Source organism: Orbaceae bacterium lpD01 (assembly GCA_036251705.1).
Classification (GTDB): domain Bacteria; phylum Pseudomonadota; class Gammaproteobacteria; order Enterobacterales; family Orbaceae; genus Utexia; species Utexia brackfieldae.
On record CP133959.1, the window covers coordinates 1,756,177 to 1,776,861 of the forward strand.

Consider the following 20,685-nt stretch of genomic DNA (forward strand, 5'->3'; position numbering starts at 1 on the left):
TCTTAAAGATGATAATGTTGCTTAATATACGACCAGGTTGATGGTGGTACTAATGGCTCAATATCTTGATATTTTTGTTGCGTTAATAATGATCTTACGCGTGAAGCTGAGATGACATCATCTGAAAAAGTCAGTCTAGGTATCTCGATGACCTCAATAGCAGCCGCAGCCGATGCCGACTGATTTTCCAACCAATATTTCATTGCCTGATTATAAGCATCCGTTAATTGGCTATGTGGCTCCGTGCCAACATATCGGCATGAAATAGCCAATGCCGGTGCAATATATTGCCTAAATAGCAGCAGATCAACGGCCATATAAGTTTGCTCAATCAGCGGCTGATCTTTTAGAAAATAGGTTGGAAAAGTTGCCTTGGAGATAATATATTCTGAACCAGACAAAACCGTGACATTAGCAATCTGACTTACGCCCTCTTGCACTAATTGATAACGGATATGCGCAGGAAACAGGGAGGCATCTTCGCTCACCACAAATAGATATAACCAGTTAACCGCTTTGGCAGCCTGCTCAACTAAGTAGAGGTGTCCACGCGTAAAGGGATTGGCATTCATCACAATCGCCCCACAGCGTCCAGCATGACGATGCTCAGCCAGCTTTTGGCAATACCGCGAAATCCCCACTGGCGTATTTTCCATTAACACTAAGGTATCAGGGACTTCAACTAAAGAATAGAATCCACAGCGCGTGAAAAAATCGACGTTTTCTGGCTTGGTATAAAGAAAAAGATGAAATTGTCCTTGTTCATAGGCAACATTCATCGTTGTTTCAATTAATTTCAGCGTAACATTCAAGCCCTGATAATCTGGATGGACTGCCACACATTTGATGATGTTTCGCTCAATACCTGCACAAGCAACAATCTTGTTATCGACGAGCCCCACCACAAAATGGTGAATATGCACATCAATATCAAGATTAACTGTCGCTAGTAGTGCTTTAATCGACATTAAAGCAGTATCGTGACCCGTTACTGAAATAACGTTAAATGATATTGATGTCTCATGCATAATCTTATTCAGCTATCACAGTGTTAATTAAATGGCCAATTTTTTCAATTTCAACTTCAATAATATCGCCCGATTTCATAAAGAGTGGCGGATTACGTTTTTTACCCACACCACCCGGCGAACCGGTGATAATCACATCCCCAGCAGAAAGCTGAGTAAAACTACTGAGATAAGCAATAATTTCCGGTACTTTATGTACCATATTACCGAGTACATCAGATTGGACCATCTGCTTATTCAGATAGGTTTTAATGGTTAACTCATCGAAATTGTCAATTTCATCAATGGTTGTCAGACAAGGACCGAAAGCGCCGGTTTTAGGCCAGTTTTTCGCTGCCGTAAACCAAGCATGTTGCCAGTCACGAACTGAACCATCCATATAACAGCTGTATCCAGCAATATATTGATGCGCCTCTTCCTCGGACACACGAAAACAGGGTTTACCAATAATCACAGCGAGTTCACCTTCATAATCAAACTCTTCAGTCACTGCTGGCTTTAATAAGTGCGTGAGATGGCCAGCTTGAGAATCAGCAAAACGGATAAATAGTGCAAAGGCTTTATCTGTCGCGTCAAACTCTTGCTTTTTCTCCGCATAATTCATTCCGACACATAAAATCTTGTCCGGATTAGGAATTACTGGTAGATAGGTCACATAACGGGCATCAATCAACGTCGCATCTTTCGCACAAGATTTCGCTTTTTCTAAGCCTTTTTTGCAACCAATCAGTGTTTTAAGATCAGGATACTGCTCACCTAATTGGGATTTAAGATCGATGATACCTTTATCGGTCAATATCCCGTAACTTGGGCTGTTAGATAAAAGATAACTCACAAATTTCATTACAACTCCTTAACTCTATTTTTATTTCTATTTTTATTGATACCAGTCGCTGATTTTAAGTCCTTAAAATATCACTGGTATCATCTTACTCTGACTCACTTAACGCATGATTAAACGAGGAAATTACCTAATATCAAGAGTGATACCGATACGTTAATTGCACCACCAATTCTTGTCGCAATCTGAGCAAATGGCATCAGTTCCATACGTTCTGCTGCGGTAAGAATAGCCACGTCACCGGTGCCGCCCTGACCACTTTGACAACAAGAAATAACCGCGGCATCAATCGGGTACATACCGAGTTTTTTGGCTACGAAAAATCCGGTTGTCACTAGTGAGACGACAGTACAAACGATGACAATAATATTGATGACGGTAAAGGCTTCAACAATTTTGTCCCATGGCGTTATCGCGACACCAACGGCAAAAAGTATTGGGTAGGTAACCGAAGTTTGAAAGAATTTATAAACGACTTGCGAACCACCTAAAATTTTTGGGGAAATACCGTGGCATAATTTTACTGCAACAGCCGCAAATAGCATACCAACAGGTGCAGGTAAACCAATCAATTTATGACCAATCATACCAATCATGTACAGCATGGTCGCTAATAATACGCCAGAGGCGAAAGTGGTGACATCATTTGGCAAGTCAGATTTCGATTGTAAAGAAATCGTCTCTTCGTCACCACCAGTTGACGGCATTAATTTACCGTTACCGGTTAAATGAGGGTAGACTTTACCTAAACGATTTAAAATACCACCACAGACGATACCAGTTAATCCCCCTAACATAACGATAGGCAGTACTCGGCCCAATGCATCGCCCTGTTCCATACCTAAAATAGAGGCATAGCCAATTGATAATGGAATTGCACCTTCACCAACGCCACCCGCCATGATCGGCAGAACAAGGAAAAAGAAGGTTTCAAAAGCAGATAATCCTAGCAACATACCGATGCCAATACCCACCAACATACCCACAATTTCACCACATAACATTGGCACAAAGATACGAATAAATCCTTGAATCAAAACACGACGATCCATACTCATAATACTGCCGACAATGATACAGCAGATATAAAGATAAAGGATATGCGTATCTTTATAAAATTTTGTGGTTGCTTCAATAATTGGCGCAGGTAAAATGCCATAATAGACTAACGCAGAGGGAATAAATGTTGCACAGATAGCTGCCGCGCCCATTTTACCAATAATCGGTAAACGTTTACCAAATTCACCACATAAAAAGCCAAAAAAAGCACAAGTGACGATCATCACAACAATATCGTTGGGTAATTTTCCGGTAAAGTAAACCTCAGCAAAAATAAGTACACCAGCAATAATAAAAAGTGGCAGGGGAAAAATCCCCACTTTATAGTTATCCAGCCAGTTCCACCACCCTTGCGGCCAAAAAGATTTTTTTTCATTTGTATTTTTAGTCTTATCAACTTCTACCGTTGTGCCCATCTTTTTTTTTCTCCAATAGTTAGAATAACCAAATTGGCGTCTATCATAGAGGATAGTAAAAACAGTTTTTGTGATACACATCATTGTTTTGCCGTGGTTTTAATGGTTTTTATGTCGCTATTGGTTTTAATGTTATTTATAATATCGACAGCTTGATGATGGGATATTACTTAACAATAATAATGAAATAACTCACTGGGTTCCGATGACAAAGACAAAAATAAGCCGAATTCATCTTCGTTTCGCCGAAAAATTATTTATTGCACTCGCCTTGCTATTTACTGTCGCCATTCTGTTATTGCACAGTTATTTTGATAACATCACGCAAGCACATCTCTACAAAAGTCTCGGTGAACGAGCGCAAATACAGGCTAAAGAGTTGGCCATTATTCCTGAATTAGTCGCGGCGGTTAATCAGCACAATCTTCGCGCTATCAGACAGTTAATCAATCAAATAGATAAACAGACCGATGCCAGTTATATTGTTATTGGCGACAAAAATGCTCATCGACTTTTTCATACTCAAAATGCTCCTCTCAACTCGCCCATGGTCGGTGGCGATAATGCCGATGTTCTCAAAGGAGCCAGTATTATTGCGCTGAGTGAGGGATCTTTAGGTATTTCATTACGAGGAAAAGCGCCGATTATCGATGATCAGGGCAATATTATTGGGATTGTTTCGGTCGGTTATCTATTAGATGAAATCAATGAAATGCATAAAGCGCAATCCTCTCCCCTTATTCTCTTTTCCTTTATTCTTTTTATTACCCTGTTTGTGTTTTCTTATATTTTTTCCTATCTGATTAAAAAGCAGATGTTTAATCTTGAACCCAAAGAGATCTCACTGTTAGTGCGAATGCAAAAAGCCATGATGGAGTCGATTAATGAGGGATTAATCGCTATCGACCTTGATTATCAAATAACGCATATTAATCACTTCGCTATTCGTTTTTTAAAAATCCCTGAGCACGCCTTACCGATTATTGGCCAGAATCTTTTCATCTACCTCAAGCAGTGTGATTTACTGAATAATACCGCTAATATCGCTGAAGATATCCACGATAGTATCAGCCATTTCAATGATGAAGTGGTGATTGCCAGCCGCATACGGCTGATGATTAATGGCTCAACCCAAGGTTGGGTAATTACGTTTAGAAAGATGAATGAAATCAACTCACTGAATAAAAAATTATCCCAGGTGCAGCTTTATGCCGATAATCTGCGTGCATTACGTCATGAACATCAAAATTGGTTAGCGACCCTGCTCGGCTTAATTTATATGCAGCGTTATGATGAAGCAAAAGAGTTTATTACCCAACAATCAAACACCAATCAGCAAGGTATTGACTTTATCACTGATAAAATCAAAGTGCCGGCCATTGCCGGTTTACTGATTGGCAAATATGCCAAAGCCAATGAGTTAGGTTTAGAGCTACAGTTTGATCCCCTTTGTCAGCTGAGCCAAATTCCCAACTCGCTGACGGATACTGAATTGATGTCGATCATCGCCAACCTATTAGATAATGCCTTTACCGCCAGCTTAGAACAGTTAAACCGATCTGCCTTGAAAGAGAAAAAAGTCATTACGCTATATATCAGCGATATGACTAATGAGTACGTGATTGAAGTTAGCGATGCAGGAACACAAATTGATGAATCGATGAAATCGTCGATCTTTAAACTTGGTGTCACCACCAAAAAAGAGGGTGATGGCGTGGGGTTATATCTGGTTAAAACCTATACTGAAAAAGCACATGGGTTTATCGAAGTCAGCGATAACGCCCCCCAAGGAACGATTTTTTCTATTTTTATACCCAAATAAATATAATAAAGGTTAAGTATGAATTTAAAGATTAATGCACTGCTTGTTGAAGATGAACCCATTTTAGCTGAAGTGAATGCCGATTTCATACAACGTAATACCAACATTAATGTCGTTGGCATCGCGTCGTGCCTTAAAGAAGCTAAAATTATGCTGGAAAAATTTAATCCGCAACTGATTTTATTAGATAATTACTTACCTGATGGACAAGGGATTAAACTATTTGACTATATCATTAAGCACAATCTCAACAGTTATATTATCTTTATTACTGCGGCCAGTGATATGGATACCTGTAGCCATGCGATTCGTTATGGTGCTTTTGATTATTTAATTAAACCAGTATCTTACGAAAGAATGACCTATTCACTGAATAAATTTAAACTTTTTTTCTCTCAACAATCTAAGTCTAAACACCTCAGTCAACGGCAAATTGATGAGCTATTTAATTTACAGACTAAAGACTTTATTGATAATCAAAAAACCTCCAAGGGTATCGATTCGTTAACTTTAGAACGTATTAAAGCGCTATTTATCAATAATCTACAAGCGTTAACTGTTGAAGATGTGGTGAACCGAGCTCAAATTAGTAAAACCACCGCCAGGCGTTACCTTGAATATTGTATCCAAACCCATTTTTTGAAAGTTGAGATCCATTATGGCAAAATTGGCCGGCCAGAACGCTATTATCAACGGATTGCGCTATAATCAATAGCCGGCTATCACAACCTTTTAGCGATAATGAGAAAGAAACCAGGTTACCGCAATTAAATCCGCCGTTCCCCCAGGACTCAGATTTTTCTCAATCAACTGACGATCAAATTTACTGAGTCTGTGCCGCCCTTCTGCAACAAGGGCACCACCTTGAGTGAGTAAATAGACCGCCTGTTGCTGAACAAATTCAAGCCCAGCAAGGCCACCACGTGCAATCACATTGGTATCATTATTCACGGCCAACAGATGCAGCATCGCTTGCAGTAAAGCAGTCTCTTCATCGAAGCCCTGTTTAAGACTCTGCAAATAAGTGGGAAGTGCAGTTTGTCGCACTAGTTGATAACCGCTTTGCGCCTCGCCACGCGCCCCTGTGAATTGAAATAGTCGATACAAGCGCTCTCCCGCGGAGTTCCCCTGACAGGGGATTAACTCACGTTCAATCAAGTCCTGACAAATAGAGGCCACTTCATCACAAATCGCCTCAGCATGATCGGTCCTACGCTGAGCCTGTAATCGGCCTAGCGCCGCCAAGATCAGCCCAAATGCAAAGATAGCGCCTTTATGCGTATTAATGCCTTGTGTCGCATCAAACATGGCTTTTTCGCAGTCGAGGCCAATCACTCTCAAGGCTTGCAGGAAAAATTCGGGGGACACTTCCGCCTGTTCGAGACCATAGCGATAAAAGTGATCAAAAAATGGCGATATGGCCAGAATACTTCGTAAAAAAGTCTGTAAATCCATATCACGATGTGATCCGCTATTACATTGATCAACCAGCCCGGGCTTCGGACTTAAATAGATCTCTTTCAATAATGCCTGTTGGGCAAGCTTGGCGGGCATAAACAGTAATTGACCATGCTGCTGCGTAAGCTGCTGACATAAATCAAGATAGATGGATGATTGACTGTGCATGGCTGATATCGATTTTTTCATCAAGTAAAATAACAGATGGTTTCATTTAATAATGACTCGCGCTATTTTGTCAATGTTATCGATGATAAATGATTGTCATTGATCGCGATTAAGTTGCCAATCATAACGAATAAAGCTATATTGCTGTTTTCGTTTGGAATGGGATGAATCATGGAGCAGACACAATTTCATCAACTCGCCGAAATATTGATGACCCAAGTGGAGTCAACCATCGATCAGTATGTTGAACAAACCGATTCAGATATTGATTATGAAATACAAGGTAATGTGATGACAATTACACTCGAAAATCAGCATAAAATCATCATCAATACCCAAGAACCATTACGACAAATGTGGATGGCAACGCGTCAGCAAGGTTATCACTTTGATTATCGAAATAATCACTGGTACTGCAACCGAAACGGCGCTGAATTCATCACGGTATTAAAAGAGGCTCTCATCAGTCAGGCCTAGCGTAATCAAAAAAATAGTGCCGATAGCTCGGCACTATTTTATCTTAACCATCAACTGATAAAACCGATTATAAGCTTCTCGGCAGGCTTACTTCACCGTTTTGTCACTCCGTGATAAGCCAATCACACCTGAACGTACCACTTCGGTAATCTCACTAGTTTCACGAATAGCAGCTAAAAAAGATTCGAGTTTGGCATTCGTTCCTGCAAGCTGAACAATATAATGGGTTCCGGTGACATCAACGATAGCACCTCTAAAAATATCGGCACAGCGTTTCACTTCATCACGCGCCGTTGAACTTTTGGCGGCAACTTTAACCAGCATAATTTCACGTTCAATATGCGGACCTTCGGTCAAATCAGTCACCCGAAAAACATCAATTAATTTATGTAGCTGTTTTTGAATCTGCTCAATCACATGCGCATCCCCTGACGTTTTTATCGTCATGCGAGACATTGTGGCGTCCTCAGTTGGCGCCACGGTCAAAGATTCAATATTAAAGCCACGCTGAGAAAACAGACCGACAACGCGCGATAAAGCCCCTGCTTCGTTTTCAATTAAGATAGATAGTGTATAGTTCATCTTAAGTTCTCTCCGTCTTACTTAACCACATTTCACTCATTGAACCGCCTCTCACCTGCATTGGATAAACATGCTCCGTGGCATCTGTCATGACATCAATAAACACCAGGCGATTTTTAATCGCCAGCGCCTCTTTCAGTTTTGGTTCCAGTTCTTCGCGCTGAGTAATTGAAATCCCCACATGGCCATAAGCTTCAGCAATCTTAACAAAATTAGGCAGTGACTCCATATATGAACTGGCATGTCGGCCGGAATAGATCATATCCTGCCACTGTTTTACCATCCCTAAAAAGCGATTGTTTAAATTTAGGATGATAACAGGCAAATCATACTGTAAGGCTGTCGACAGTTCCTGAATATTCATCTGAATACTGCCATCCCCGGTGATACATACGACTGTTTTTTTCGGATGTGCCAGCTTAACGCCTAGCGCAGCAGGTAATCCAAAGCCCATCGTGCCGAGCCCACCGGAAGTGATAAAATGGCGCGGCTTATCAAACGGATAATAGAGCGCGGCAAACATCTGATGTTGGCCAACATCGGTTGCCACAAAGGCTTCGCCTTTGGTTAATCGATAAAGGACTTCAATCGCCTCTTGTGGCTTGATGGTATCGCCCTCTTTAGCATAATTTAAACAGTGACGGCCACGCCAGTGCTCAAGCTGTTTCCACCAGTCAACTAAAGCATCTAAATCACGCGTCTCACTCTCTTCTTTTAACATGCTTAACATCATATTCAAGGCATGCTTAGCATCACCGACCACAGGGATATTGGCTAATACCGTTTTCGAAATCGACGTCGGATCAATATCAACCTGAATCACTTTTGCATCAGGGCAATATTTGCTTAAGTTATTGGTAGTACGATCATCAAAACGTACGCCCACCGCAAGAATCACATCCGCATGATGCATAGCCATATTAGCTTCATACACCCCATGCATCCCAAGCATACCTAAAAATTGTTTATGTGTACCGGGAAAAGCGCTTAAGCCCATTAATGAACTCACCACAGGTATATTCAGTTTTTCAGCAAATTGTTTTAACACTTTACTCGCGTCAGCACAAATAATGCCACCGCCCACATAAAGGATCGGTTTTTTCGCATTGAGTAACATTTTAAGTGCACGTTTCATTTGGCCTTTATGGCCTTGCACGGTTGGATTATAAGAACGTAATGTGACTGTCTCTGGATAAGCGTAATTAAATTTGAATGTAGGGTTTAATATATCTTTCGGCAAATCAATGACCACCGGACCTGGACGACCTGATGCGGCGATATAGAACGCTTTTTTGATTGTTTCGGCAATATCTTGTGTTTTTTTGACTAAAAAACTATGTTTAACTACCGGACGTGTAATCCCAACCATATCACACTCCTGGAAAGCATCATTGCCAATTAAATTGCTAGCAACCTGACCAGAAATAATTACCATAGGTACCGAATCCATATAAGCTGTCGCTATCCCGGTAATGGTATTGGTTGCACCTGGACCAGAGGTAACCAGCACCACACCAACTTCGCCTGATGAACGCGCAAAACCATCTGCCATATGAACGGCAGCCTGTTCGTGTCTGACTAAGATATGTTCAATACCACCTAGCGTATGGAGTGCATCGTAAATATCTAATACACTTCCACCAGGATAACCAAAAACTTGTTTTACGCCCTGATCGATCAAAGATTGAACGACTATTTCGGCACCAGATAGCTTTGCCATGTGCTCCTCCAATATAAAAAAGCCTTTGTGTTGAATAATCAGTTAGGATTAATCGTCTAATTTGTGTTTAAAATTATACAGTAAAATAATAAGATTAGGTAAGTTATCACTCACGGATAAACAATATTACCTATAAAGTTGACATCGCTATCCTCTGATAATAGTGCAATAAATAGGCTGATATAATCAATCTCAATGAATAAAATTCAATCATTAAAATTATGATTAACCGGCTAAATCTAACACAAAAACTAGCCTTATCGATATTATTTTGAATCATAAATATTTATACTGTTGATTAATCATTAAACACAATATTATCTCAATAAGCTAGTGTTTATCTCCGTTTATTTAATCCTATGATGGGGATTAGATGATATAGCAAGGCATATAAGGATGAAATAATGTATCAAATTTATGGCATAAAAAACTGTGACACCATGAAAAAAGCCTTCACATGGCTAGATGAACATCATGTTCAATATCAATTTCATAATTATAAAACTGAAGGTTTGTCAGAAGCATTATTGAATGATTTATGCAATCTGGTCGACTGGCAATTACTGTTAAATACCAGGGGGACAACTTGGCGAAAACTGGATGAAGCAGTGCGGGAAAAAGTCAATAATGTCATTGAAGCTAAAAAAATCATGTTAAGTTATCCTTCTATCATTAAACGACCGGTGTTAGTTATGGGTCAACGTGCCCAGGTTGGTTTTTCTGCAGAAAGCTATCAACAATTTATAGAGGAAACTCATCATGACTGAAGCCGTCATTGAACTGACCAAACAACTGATCACCAAATCCTCCATCAGTCCCAATGATGCCGGCTGTCAGGCCTTAATTATTGAGCGCCTAAACGCGTTAGGCTTTTGCTGTGAAGAGATAAATATTGGACAAACTAAAAATCTTTGGGCTTATCATGGTCAAGCCGAAGACGAAACCCTCATCTTTGCCGGACATACCGATGTGGTACCTGTCGGCGATGAAAGCCAATGGTTATATCCGCCATTTTCAGCAACCATTGATGCGCACGGTCAATTATATGGACGTGGCGCTGCCGATATGAAAAGCGGACTGGCCGCCATGATTTGTGCCGCAGAAGACTTTATCAAACAAAATCCTCAGCATCGTGGCCGAATCGCTTTTTTAATTACTTCTGATGAAGAAGCGGATGCAACTGATGGCACAGTGAAAGTCGTCGAGCAACTGATGGCGCGCCATGAACGGGTTGATTACTGTATCGTCGGTGAACCCTCCAGCGACAAACAGTTAGGTGATCAAATCAAAAATGGCCGGCGCGGTTCACTCACTGCTAATCTGGTGGTTCACGGTATTCAGGGGCATGTCGCCTACCCTCACCTAGCAGAAAATCCTATTCATACCTTTGCACCGGTACTCAATGAGTTATGTTTAACGCAGTGGGATCAAGGTAACGATTATTTTCCACAAACCACCATGCAAGTCGCCAATATCAATGCCGGGACTGGTGCAGAAAATGTGATTCCGGGTGATCTAAAAGTACAATTTAATTTCCGCTATAGTAGTGAATTAACCGATGCGATGATCAAACAACGTGTTTGTGCCATCCTCGATAAACACCCGTTAAACTATACCTTAAACTGGCGATTATCAGGCAAACCATTTTTGACTCGCCAAGGCACCTTAACCGATGCCGCGGCGCTTGCCATTAAAACACTCACCCAACAAGAGACGCAATTATCAACCAGTGGTGGCACTTCTGATGGTCGTTTTATTGCGCAGATGGGCTGTCAAGTGATTGAACTTGGTCCACTTAATGCCACGATTCACAAAATCAACGAGCATGTTGCGGTAAAAGATATTATCATTCTGAAACAGATTTATCAGGCTATATTAGTCAAACTATTTGGCTAACCGCTGAAAGCGCTGCGGATCAATAAATGACTATCATAAAAAATGGCGGATAATCATCCGCCATTTTATTTAAGGTATCAAATAGTCTTTAATCGTGACTATTGTTGCTCAATTAAAGTCTTATCGGTTTTCTTTAATACCCGACTGGTTAAGATGCCCACCGTCATCGAACCGCTCACATTTAAAGCAGTTCGACCCATATCAATCAGTGGCTCGATAGAGATTAATAAAGCAATCAACTCAATCGGTAGCCCCATAATCGGTAACACGATTAAAGCCGCAAACGTAGCACCACCACCTACACCTGCCACACCAATCGAGCTAATCGTAACAACCAATGTAAGCATTAGCAGCCAGTGGAAATCGAGTGTGATACCAACAGTTGGCGCAACCATAACGGCAAGCATCGCTGGATAAATACCGGCACAGCCATTTTGGCCGATCGTCGAACCAAATGAGGCCGCAAAGCTGGCAATACTTTCTGGTATACCAAAACGGTGAGTCTGCGTTTCAACGTTCAGCGGAATAGAGGCTGCGCTTGAACGACTCGTAAAAGCAAAAGCCATTAACGGTGATATTTTTTTGAAGTAACTTAATGGCGAAACGCCTGTTAAAGAGACTAACAAAGAGTGCACAATAAACATTAAACCGATGGCAATATAAGAAGCCACGACAAAGCCACCGAGCTTAATAATATCATGTAAATTAGAGTTAGCCGTCATTTTGGTCATTAAGGCAAACACGCCATAGGGCGTTAATTGCATCACAACGCGGACCAATTTCATCACCCAATGCTGTATAACATCAATACCGGCTAAAACTTTTTGGCCTTTCTCTTTATCATCACGCACTAGTTTCAATGCTGCAATTCCTAAGAAAACCGAGAAAATGACCACGCTAATAATGGAGGTTGCTCTCACGCCAGTTAAATCTAAGAATGGATTTTGCGGAATAAACGACAGTATAATTTGCGGTACACTTAAATTGCCTAACGCTTTAAGATGATAACTTTGTAATGTTGCCAATCTGGCCGCTTCTTGTGATCCAGAAGTAAGCCCATCAGAAGTAAGGCCGAACAATAATGTGATGACGATACCAATAACTGCAGCAATTAATGTCGTGATCAGCAACAGAGAGATGGTTAACACACTAATTTTACCTAATGAGGAAGCATTATGTAATTTAGCCACCGCACTGAGAATTGAGATTAAAATAAGCGGCATAACAATCATTTGCAGCAATTGAATATAACCGGCACCAACAATATCAAACCAACTAATAGATTGATTAATAATCGCGGTATGGCTACCATAAATGAGTTGTAGTGCCGCACCAAAAATGACACCAACAACAAGACCTATAAAGACTTTTCGCGCCAAACTCCAGGTCGAATTTGACCGATTTAACGCCAATAATCCAGAGAGAATCACAACAAAAACAATGACATTTATTAACAAATACATAGATGACCTTTAATCCATATTATATCGGTTTATACCGCTTTACTGTCAGACGCTTAAATATTCAGATAATCAGCAGAACCACTTAAGACGACCAGACATTTCATTAATCCATTTGTACGATATACAAAGAAGCAATATTATCGTGAGCGTTAAATCTCTGACGATGTTAGTATCTATTCTATCAAATCAAATCCAACTGAAATAGAATCAAAAAGACTATGTTTATAACTAAAAATTATAAAAGAGCTAAATTATGATTTATTTATGATATTATACAATAGGTTGAATTTTATAATTCCCTTAAAACAATGACAGAAAAAATCTTTAAATCAATCAATTTTTTAATTTCTTGTGATTAGCGAGATTGTCGAAATAAAAGTGCTATCAGAAGATAAAGTGAATGATGAGGCGATTTACGTATCATCATCAATCAACAAATATCAGCCAAAATATTTATTGCCTGTATATGTAAACTCGACGATAGATTTATAACGCGTTTTTTATCCGTAGTTGTGCTATTTTATTATCAGTTAAGATCATATTAAATTAATTATTACAGGTTATTTCAATAAGCAACATTTCTTCGCGATATATTCAATGCTACACTGTGCAGCAATTGATTTTATACAAAAGGCAAATCTTATGGAGTGGTTCAGAGAGTACTGGTGGGTCATTATTTTACTACTTTTGGGGGTGATATTGAATGGCGTACGCGATCTCGGAAAAATCAGTTATAAAAATTATTTAGATAAAAAGAATGGCATACCGCCAGAATCATCTTCATCCACTATAGATAAAGATAAGCCTTGAACCTGACTCAATAATTCTAAAACCATCGACAACATCCATGACCAAACATTGCCAATCTTAACAGGTGGTCGTGGTTAACATCGGCTTGATGATCAATAAATAATGCTGAATATCGATAGTGACTCATCACTGTTTCATCCCTGACGGGTATTTATGCCGATAAACTTCTTCGCGGTAGTGATCAACCCACATGGCCGTCGAACCACAAACGGCCACCGGCATAATCACTAAGTTGAACACCGGTATCATGGTAAAAAAACTCACTAACGCGCCAAAAATCATATTATCCCCAGCATCCTGTCGCAGCATCATGCGCATTTGACTAAAACTGACTTTGTGATTATCAAAAGCATAATCAGCGTATTGCAGATTAATCATCCATGCGGTGAAAATAAACCAAATAATCGGTGCGATAGTTTGGCCAACAATCGGAATCCAGTACAGAAAAAACAGCGGAATCGCCCAGGCTATGTAGTAGATGAGTTTATAGACTTCACGTAATAAAATACGGGGAATATCTTTGATAAAAAACCAAATAGTGGTATCCGGTGCGGGCTGATTAGTTAATTTTGCTTCAACTTGCTCAGCCAATAGACCATTAAAAGGGGCCGCAATAATATTGGTTACGGTACTAAAAAAATAGCAAAAGAAAATCGCAATAGTCACGACCAGCAAAAAAGAAGCTAAATAGCTTAACCACTGCAGCCAACCAGGTATATATTGAAAGCCAATATCTAAAAGTCCGGTTATTTTAGAAAAAAACCACCAAAATAGCAGCGACATAATAATGATATTAGCGAGCATGGGTAAAATGACAAATCGAGATATGCCTGGCTGAAAGATGAGTTTCCATCCACGAATAAAATAATCAGCACCACTCTCTCTATTATGATTATGCATCACTTCGGCTACCCTCTTAATTGATATCACTCTGTTATTCTGGTTATCTTCACTTCAACTGCTGACAGACTAAAAATAGTCAACACGATAAGGGCGATTATTATATAAATAGCGTAATAGCGCTTTCAATCATAATATCAGCATCTATATAAAAAACAGCATAGCCACACTACAGCGTCACTGATCGGCCCAATTGATGAAAAATAGTCTGAACCGCTTTTCGCAGCGTCTGAATAACCTGCTTGCGTCCAGTGGTGTGGATGTCGGTATCCAATAAATCATCTGGTAGTCTAGCTATCTCTCCTTGATCATGGCGCTTAGATTCATGAGCGAAAAGCGATGGTAATGACTGCTTTAAGCGACAAATAACGGGAAAACAGGCTTCATAAGGACGATGGGCAAATGCAAAGCCGGCTAATTCATGCCAGTCATCATCAGTCAGTGACTGATGATGATTGATTTGAATCGGTAAAGCCACATTGATTTTATCCTGAAGCCAAAACCAATTTCGGGCAAATTGGTCCTTTAATCGTTGCTGTAATTCAGCGCCGGATAGCGATAAGGCTTTTATTGCCATCGCTGCATAACAGCCGCTACTCGCTTCTTGCCGACTGCCGATATGTACTAACGAAAAACCACAAGCTTGCCAAAATGCGGCTATCTTATCATCATAAGCAAAACTGACCGAAACAAAATCATAACGAGCGTTTTTAGCCAGATTGAGCTGATGTTCAACCAGTGAACGGCCAATCCCCTGCCGACGCATGTTCGCCTCAACGGCAATCCGATTAATACGCAGAGAACGTAGCGTTGCCGCCTGCGGTTGACCGGCAAAGGCGACCAGCGCCTGAGCAACCAAGTTTCCCTTGGGGCGGCGCTGTCCTAACCAAATCGCCTGACTCAGCTCGTCAGTCAGCAAGCCCTCTTTAATAGATAGAATAACGCCAGCTGTCTGTTGTTTTATTTGCGCTTCAACGATAACTAGATTTGGCGCATCAAATAACCGACGCAGATCAACAGGGGTCGTCCGATAATGAGCGGATTTTAACAAACCATAAACTGAATTAAATTTGACGCAATCACAGGCTAAATCAGTCGGATTAACAAGATTTAAAGTCATACTATCCAGATTGATATTTTTGATGATAGAGGGTGATGGCCGCGGGTCTTCCAGTAACAAATCATTCATGAACTGTTCTAAAGGATCATTAAATTGCCAGCGAATGGGGGCGTTTAGGTGAAAGTGTGCGGCATCAGATAATTCAGGTAGTAATTTGAGTAGAAAGCCCTGTCCTGTTCCTTCATAACCTTCCGTTGTCGTGATGAGCAAAATACGACATGATTTTGCAATGATCTGTTTTAAAATAGCAACCGGTATCATTGCCGCTTCGTCAACAATAATCCACTCAGGTTTTTGGGTTGTTTGCGTTAATGCAGCTAACAAATGATCTGGCGCCCAAAAAAGGGTCTGTGGTGAAGCAAAAGATTTCAATGTGGTCACGGAATCCTTATTCGGTACACAAATCCAACAGGTATGAGAATGGGTAAACCAGCCAGCCAAGGCTGATTTTCCACGTCCTCTTTTGGCAGTAATAGTCGCCACATTTTGGGTAATATGCTCGAGCTGCGCCAAAATATTGGCCTGCTCTTGAGTTGGTCGATATTGACCAGATTGATGCCGATTATCTCGATTTTGTGCCAGACAATCATCTGATTGAACACAGTTATCGAGCTTAAAGTGAAAGGGAGCTAAATAAATCGGCACTTGATGCCGGGCTAACGTGTTGAATAAATGCTGTATAAAATTTGGCGTAGCAATGGGCGTTTCGCTCTCATACCAGCGTAAACTATCTATATCAGGCTCAATCAGCGGTTGCTCCGGTAATAGTAACAGCAACATACTGCCTTTTTTTAAAGTGCCAGCTAAAATGGCAAAAGCTTCTAAGTGGAAACCTGACGTTGCATCAAATATGGCGTGTTTAAATTCGTGCCCAAGTAAGGATTTACTCTTTTTCGGCGAAAGCCCTGACTCAATTTGTTGATTGTCAGTGATAAAAACCCAGTCACCATCATGCTGAGCAATCACTTGAAAAGCAGCATTATAGACCTGCGATTGAACACCTTGAATAACCATCAGGTGACGCAATAAATCGTTTTGATTAAACAACATGCTATAACTAAAACTTACCCATCAATAAAGATAATAATCCAGCCGCAATCACCGGACCAACCGCCAAACCATTAAAAAAACTCACACCAATCAATGTGCCAACAATCAATCCATTGACAATCATGGGGTTATGCCCCATTAAATTCACGCCTCGCATACCTAACCATGAAACTAAAATTCCCACTGCAATAGCCAGAACAGAGGGCCAGTTCACTAATGATTTGAGTAAAGATTGAATAGCAATAGAACCATTGGCTAAGGGTACCAAAATAGCGGCCGTTAATATGATAATACCGAGAGTCACACCATACTTATTTAATTGTGGAAAATACTGTGCTAACGGTGTTACTTTAAAAATAAGTAAAATCAGAATAGCTAAAGTGACCGTATGATTATTAGAAAAATAACATACGGCAGCGAGTACTAATAAGACAAGAAAAGTATAATCAATTTGAAACATAATATAAAATTATAAAACCACGCCAATCCGCTGTGCAACTTCCTCATAGGCTTCAATCACCCCGCCCAATCCCTGTCGAAAACGATCTTTATCCATTTTCTTCAATGTCTCTTTTTCCCATAAACGGCAGCCATCCGGCGAAAACTCATCACCTAAGGTTATTTCACCGTTAAAGACACCGAATTCTAGTTTGTAATCGACTAAAATAAGTCCAGCTTTATCAAAAAGCTCACTGAGAATCGTGTTAATTTTAAAACTGAGAGCCTTCATTCGTTCAAGTTGTTCTGTCGTTGCCCAGCCAAATGCGCGGCAGTGTGACTCATTAACCAGCGGATCGTGCAGTGCATCATTCTTTAAAAACAGCTCAAATGTCGGAGGATTGAGTACTCTGCCCTCTTCTATACCTAATCGTTTGACCAGTGACCCCGCGGCACGATTCCTAATCACACACTCAACCGGAATCATAGCTAACTTTTTGACTAAGACTTCATTATCAGAAAGCAGCTGCTCAACCTGAGTTGGGATACCAGCAATGGCCAATTTATTCATAATAAAATGGTTAAATTTATTATTGATCATCCCCTTACGCTCGAGTTGCTCAATCCGTAGACCATCGAATGCTGAAGTATCATTTCTAAATTCTAAAATAAGTAAATCGGGATTATCGGTGTAATAAACTGTCTTTGCTTTGCCGCGGTAAAGTTCTGCTCGTTTTTGCATCTCTTTTTACCTTTTCGTTGAATCATAAAATCAGAATCAAAAAAGGAGCTCAAGGCTCCTTTGTCATTTTACTGCTGTGCAGCGGCTTTTTGGCCTTTCTGCAATTCAAGCATGAGCATATTAAAGAAACCGACCGTATAACGTTGTCTCTCAATAGCATTATCTAATAGATTTTCACCGTTAGCCTGTAAAGTCAACAATTCAACTGAGACGGTTTGACTTGCCCCATTTTGATTATGGCGAATCGCAAAGCTTGCCTGACGAGCAATATCTTCATCGGCCCGAGTGAATGTCGTTGGTGCGGTGAGAATCTCTTGCTGAGAATCAGTCGCAATCGAAATATTTTTTTCATTTAAGATGGGTTTAATATTACGCCAGATATCAAGCACACTCGGTGCTTGTAAAACGGCAACCTTACCATCATAGTCAGCATTTGAACCGGTTAAAGCGGCGATAGGTTGTAGTGGCGGACGAATATCGACATCATCCCCAACTGCGCCCACTTTAACATTCGGATAAATATAGTAGTCACCTTGTTCAGCCGGTAAGGTTAAGCCATCGGCAGCATTGAGTTTTTTCAATGCTGGCGTCTTAAGGTAATTATCATTACCATTGACTTCACGTTTATAACGTTGATCAACACTACAGGCACTAAGCAATAAAGAAACAATCGAAACCGTGATTAAAGTAGATTTTTTTGACATTATCATATTTGTTTATACTTTTGTTTTAAATAATTAGATCAGTTTAGCTAGTTTTAAGGCTTTTTCAACTATAGATTGAGAATTTTCTGTCAAAACCGTCATCGGTAATCGCAATTTACCTTCTGCAATCAGGCCTAAACGCTGACATGCCCATTTTACCGGAATCGGATTTGACTCAATAAATAGATGATTATGTAAACTAACCAGATCATCATTCAATCGACGAGCTTGTTCACCTTTACCATCAAAAGCCAGCTGACAAATGTTTGCCATTTGCGCGGCAGCAATATTTGCCGTAACGGAAATAACACCATTACCACCTAGCAATAAAAATTCTAAAAAAGTGACATCATCGCCACTGAGTAAAATAAAATCATCACCGACTAACCGCCGAGTGGTATATACGCGACTGAGATCACCGGTGGCATCTTTTAAACCGACAATATTTTTGATACTCGCTAGTCTGGCAACCGTGTCAGGCTTCATATCACAACCGGTTCTGCCGGGTACATTATATAAAATCTGAGGTAATTCAGTATTTTCTGCAATGACTTTAAAATGTTGATACAAACCCTCTTGGGTGGGTTTGTTATAGTATGGTGTGACGGTCAAACATCCCTTAACACCTAAATTTTCGACTTGTTTCGTGAGATTGATTGCTTCAGTGGTTGAGTTTGCTCCCGTACCCGCAATCACTGGAATACGGCCATCAGCATACTCAAGGACTAATTTAATCACCTCAATATGTTCATGGTGATCTAGAGTAGCCGACTCGCCTGTGGTACCAACCGCAACAATACCTGAGGTGCCACTTTTCAGATGATAATTAACTAATTTCTTAAGACTTACTTTATCGATATTACCGTCATTCGTCATTGGTGTGATAATTGCAACAATACTACCAGTAAACATAAGAAACCTCTCATCATAGATTATGCGAAATAAGATAACGCTATGCAGTATGCGATATTTCCCTAGTAAATTCAACTTCAACTGTCGCTAATTTCATTAAGATATGAACAATTTATAACCGTGAAAAACATATAATTAAAATGGATAATTGCTGAAATTTTTACCTGCATAACATCAGGCTATATGATCCAATTAACCGCCTTAGGTCATCAGTAAAAATTATCACTATAACGATCACTTCAAGTAAGATGTGCGAATCAATCCTGAATTTTTCATCATCAATAATCCAGTACTAGGCTGGATTATCTATATCAATAAAAGTAATATCCAAATTATATTCAGCGGCCAGCCACTCACTCAATGCTTTGATGCCATAACGCTCAGTGGCATGATGCCCTGCAGCATAAAAATGTAGACCATATTCACGTGCAATATGAATTGTTCTTTCTGAGACTTCACCCGTTAAAAAGGCATCAAAACCAAGTTCTGCTGCTTGTTCGATATAATCTTGTCCCCCACCACTACACCAGGCAATTGATTTAATCACTGCTGGCGCATTATCGCCGCAATGGAGAATTTCTCGGCCAAATTGTTTTTGCATTTTTTGCTGTAATTCAAATCCGGTTGCAGGCGTTTTTAATGTGCCTTTAAATAGCAAATCACGCTTATCTATACGCGGCATCATATTGATCTCTAACAACTGAGCAATTTGTGCATTGTTACCTAATAGTGGATGTCCATCTAACGGTAAATGATAACTGAGCAGATTAATATTATTCACCAGTAACGTTTTGATGCGGCGCTGTTTGATACCAGTGATGGTCACAGGCTCACTCTTCCAAAAATAGCCATGATGAACAATGATAGTATTTGCTTTTAACGCGACCGCTTCATCAAGCAGTCGTTGGCAGGCAGTGACGCCAGTCACTATCTTACCCACTTTATCCTGACCAAAAACTTGTAAACCATTAGGGGCGTAATCCTGATATAACGAGGACTCTAACGTTCTATCTAGTAACGCTTCCAACTCATTGATTAACATATTACTTTCTCTATTTTTTGTGGATTTGGCGATGACT

General features: G+C 40.1%; 19 protein-coding genes. 5 read left to right on the forward strand and 14 right to left on the reverse strand.

The window, feature by feature from the left end; translation table 11 throughout:
• Nucleotides 1-2 precede the first annotated feature (2 nt).
• From citC to RHO15_07870, 3 genes are all read right to left on the reverse strand, one after another.
• The gene (citC, locus tag RHO15_07860) at nt 3-1,028 is read right to left on the reverse strand and encodes a [citrate (pro-3S)-lyase] ligase (protein ID WVD63391.1); all 1,026 of its coding nucleotides are present in this window, start codon (nt 1,026-1,028) and stop codon (nt 3-5) included.
• Nucleotides 1,029-1,032: 4 nt separating this feature from the next.
• On the reverse strand, nt 1,033-1,872 hold the full coding sequence (locus RHO15_07865) for a fumarylacetoacetate hydrolase family protein (protein WVD63392.1): 840 nt from the start codon (nt 1,870-1,872) through the stop codon (nt 1,033-1,035).
• 110 nt (nt 1,873-1,982) lie between these two features.
• Nucleotides 1,983-3,428: a 2-hydroxycarboxylate transporter family protein gene (locus RHO15_07870; GenBank protein ID WVD63393.1), complete on the reverse strand. Its 1,446-nt coding sequence runs from the start codon at nt 3,426-3,428 to the stop codon at nt 1,983-1,985.
• Nucleotides 3,429-3,549: 121 nt separating this feature from the next.
• Here RHO15_07870 and RHO15_07875 point away from each other — a divergent pair, with 121 nt between their 5' ends.
• Together RHO15_07875 and RHO15_07880 are read left to right on the forward strand one after the other, a co-directional pair.
• On the forward strand, nt 3,550-5,166 hold the full coding sequence (locus RHO15_07875; protein ID WVD63394.1) for a sensor histidine kinase: 1,617 nt from the start codon (nt 3,550-3,552) through the stop codon (nt 5,164-5,166).
• A gap of 18 nt (nt 5,167-5,184) precedes the next feature.
• Nucleotides 5,185-5,874, forward strand: coding sequence for a response regulator (locus RHO15_07880; GenBank protein ID WVD63395.1), 690 nt, complete (start codon nt 5,185-5,187; stop codon nt 5,872-5,874).
• Nucleotides 5,875-5,898: 24 nt separating this feature from the next.
• Here the strand turns inward: RHO15_07880 and citG are convergent, their stop codons facing one another.
• Nucleotides 5,899-6,813, reverse strand: a complete 915-nt coding sequence (citG, locus tag RHO15_07885; GenBank protein WVD63396.1) for a triphosphoribosyl-dephospho-CoA synthase CitG — start codon at nt 6,811-6,813, stop codon at nt 5,899-5,901.
• Nucleotides 6,814-6,963: 150 nt separating this feature from the next.
• Between citG and cyaY the strand changes: the two genes are divergently transcribed.
• Entirely contained in the window at nt 6,964-7,269 is a 306-nt protein-coding gene (gene cyaY, locus RHO15_07890) for an iron donor protein CyaY (GenBank protein ID WVD63397.1), read from the forward strand.
• Nucleotides 7,270-7,356: 87 nt separating this feature from the next.
• Here the strand turns inward: cyaY and ilvN are convergent, their stop codons facing one another.
• Nucleotides 7,357-7,851: an acetolactate synthase small subunit gene (gene ilvN, locus RHO15_07895; GenBank protein ID WVD63398.1), complete on the reverse strand. Its 495-nt coding sequence runs from the start codon at nt 7,849-7,851 to the stop codon at nt 7,357-7,359.
• Nucleotide 7,852: 1 nt separating this feature from the next.
• Nucleotides 7,853-9,571 carry an acetolactate synthase 3 large subunit gene (ilvI, locus tag RHO15_07900; protein WVD63399.1) on the reverse strand — a complete coding sequence of 573 codons (1,719 nt, stop codon included), beginning with the start codon at nt 9,569-9,571 and terminating at the stop codon, nt 7,853-7,855.
• Nucleotides 9,572-9,975: 404 nt separating this feature from the next.
• Here ilvI and RHO15_07905 point away from each other — a divergent pair, with 404 nt between their 5' ends.
• Together RHO15_07905 and dapE are read left to right on the forward strand one after the other, a co-directional pair.
• Nucleotides 9,976-10,338 carry an ArsC family reductase gene (locus RHO15_07905; protein WVD63400.1) on the forward strand — a complete coding sequence of 121 codons (363 nt, stop codon included), beginning with the start codon at nt 9,976-9,978 and terminating at the stop codon, nt 10,336-10,338.
• Nucleotides 10,331-11,467: a succinyl-diaminopimelate desuccinylase gene (gene dapE / locus RHO15_07910; GenBank protein WVD63401.1), complete on the forward strand. Its 1,137-nt coding sequence runs from the start codon at nt 10,331-10,333 to the stop codon at nt 11,465-11,467. The genes RHO15_07905 and dapE overlap by 8 nt, the downstream gene beginning before the upstream one ends.
• Before the next feature lie 98 nt (nt 11,468-11,565).
• On the opposite strand, the gene RHO15_07915 is transcribed toward dapE, so the two are convergent.
• From RHO15_07915 to RHO15_07950, 8 genes are all read right to left on the reverse strand, one after another.
• Nucleotides 11,566-12,930 carry an L-cystine transporter gene (locus RHO15_07915; GenBank protein ID WVD63402.1) on the reverse strand — a complete coding sequence of 455 codons (1,365 nt, stop codon included), beginning with the start codon at nt 12,928-12,930 and terminating at the stop codon, nt 11,566-11,568.
• A 936-nt stretch (nt 12,931-13,866) separates the two neighbouring features.
• On the reverse strand, nt 13,867-14,640 hold the full coding sequence (cysZ, locus tag RHO15_07920) for a sulfate transporter CysZ (GenBank protein WVD63403.1): 774 nt from the start codon (nt 14,638-14,640) through the stop codon (nt 13,867-13,869).
• A gap of 169 nt (nt 14,641-14,809) precedes the next feature.
• Nucleotides 14,810-16,810, reverse strand: coding sequence for a GNAT family N-acetyltransferase (locus tag RHO15_07925; GenBank protein ID WVD63404.1), 2,001 nt, complete (start codon nt 16,808-16,810; stop codon nt 14,810-14,812).
• Nucleotides 16,811-16,817: 7 nt separating this feature from the next.
• Nucleotides 16,818-17,270 (reverse strand): DUF441 domain-containing protein, encoded by a 453-nt coding sequence (locus RHO15_07930; GenBank protein ID WVD63405.1) that lies wholly within the window; start codon nt 17,268-17,270, stop codon nt 16,818-16,820.
• Nucleotides 17,271-17,279: 9 nt separating this feature from the next.
• A complete protein-coding gene (locus tag RHO15_07935) occupies nt 17,280-17,990 on the reverse strand; it encodes a phosphoribosylaminoimidazolesuccinocarboxamide synthase (GenBank protein ID WVD63406.1) in 711 nt (236 codons plus the stop codon).
• A gap of 68 nt (nt 17,991-18,058) precedes the next feature.
• Complete coding sequence (gene bamC, locus RHO15_07940; protein WVD63407.1) at nt 18,059-18,694, reverse strand: outer membrane protein assembly factor BamC; 636 nt, start codon at nt 18,692-18,694, stop codon at nt 18,059-18,061.
• Nucleotides 18,695-18,727: 33 nt separating this feature from the next.
• The gene (gene dapA / locus RHO15_07945) at nt 18,728-19,606 is read right to left on the reverse strand and encodes a 4-hydroxy-tetrahydrodipicolinate synthase (protein ID WVD63408.1); all 879 of its coding nucleotides are present in this window, start codon (nt 19,604-19,606) and stop codon (nt 18,728-18,730) included.
• A gap of 292 nt (nt 19,607-19,898) precedes the next feature.
• Nucleotides 19,899-20,648, reverse strand: coding sequence for a Nif3-like dinuclear metal center hexameric protein (locus RHO15_07950; GenBank protein WVD63409.1), 750 nt, complete (start codon nt 20,646-20,648; stop codon nt 19,899-19,901).
• Nucleotides 20,649-20,685: the final 37 nt, after the last annotated feature.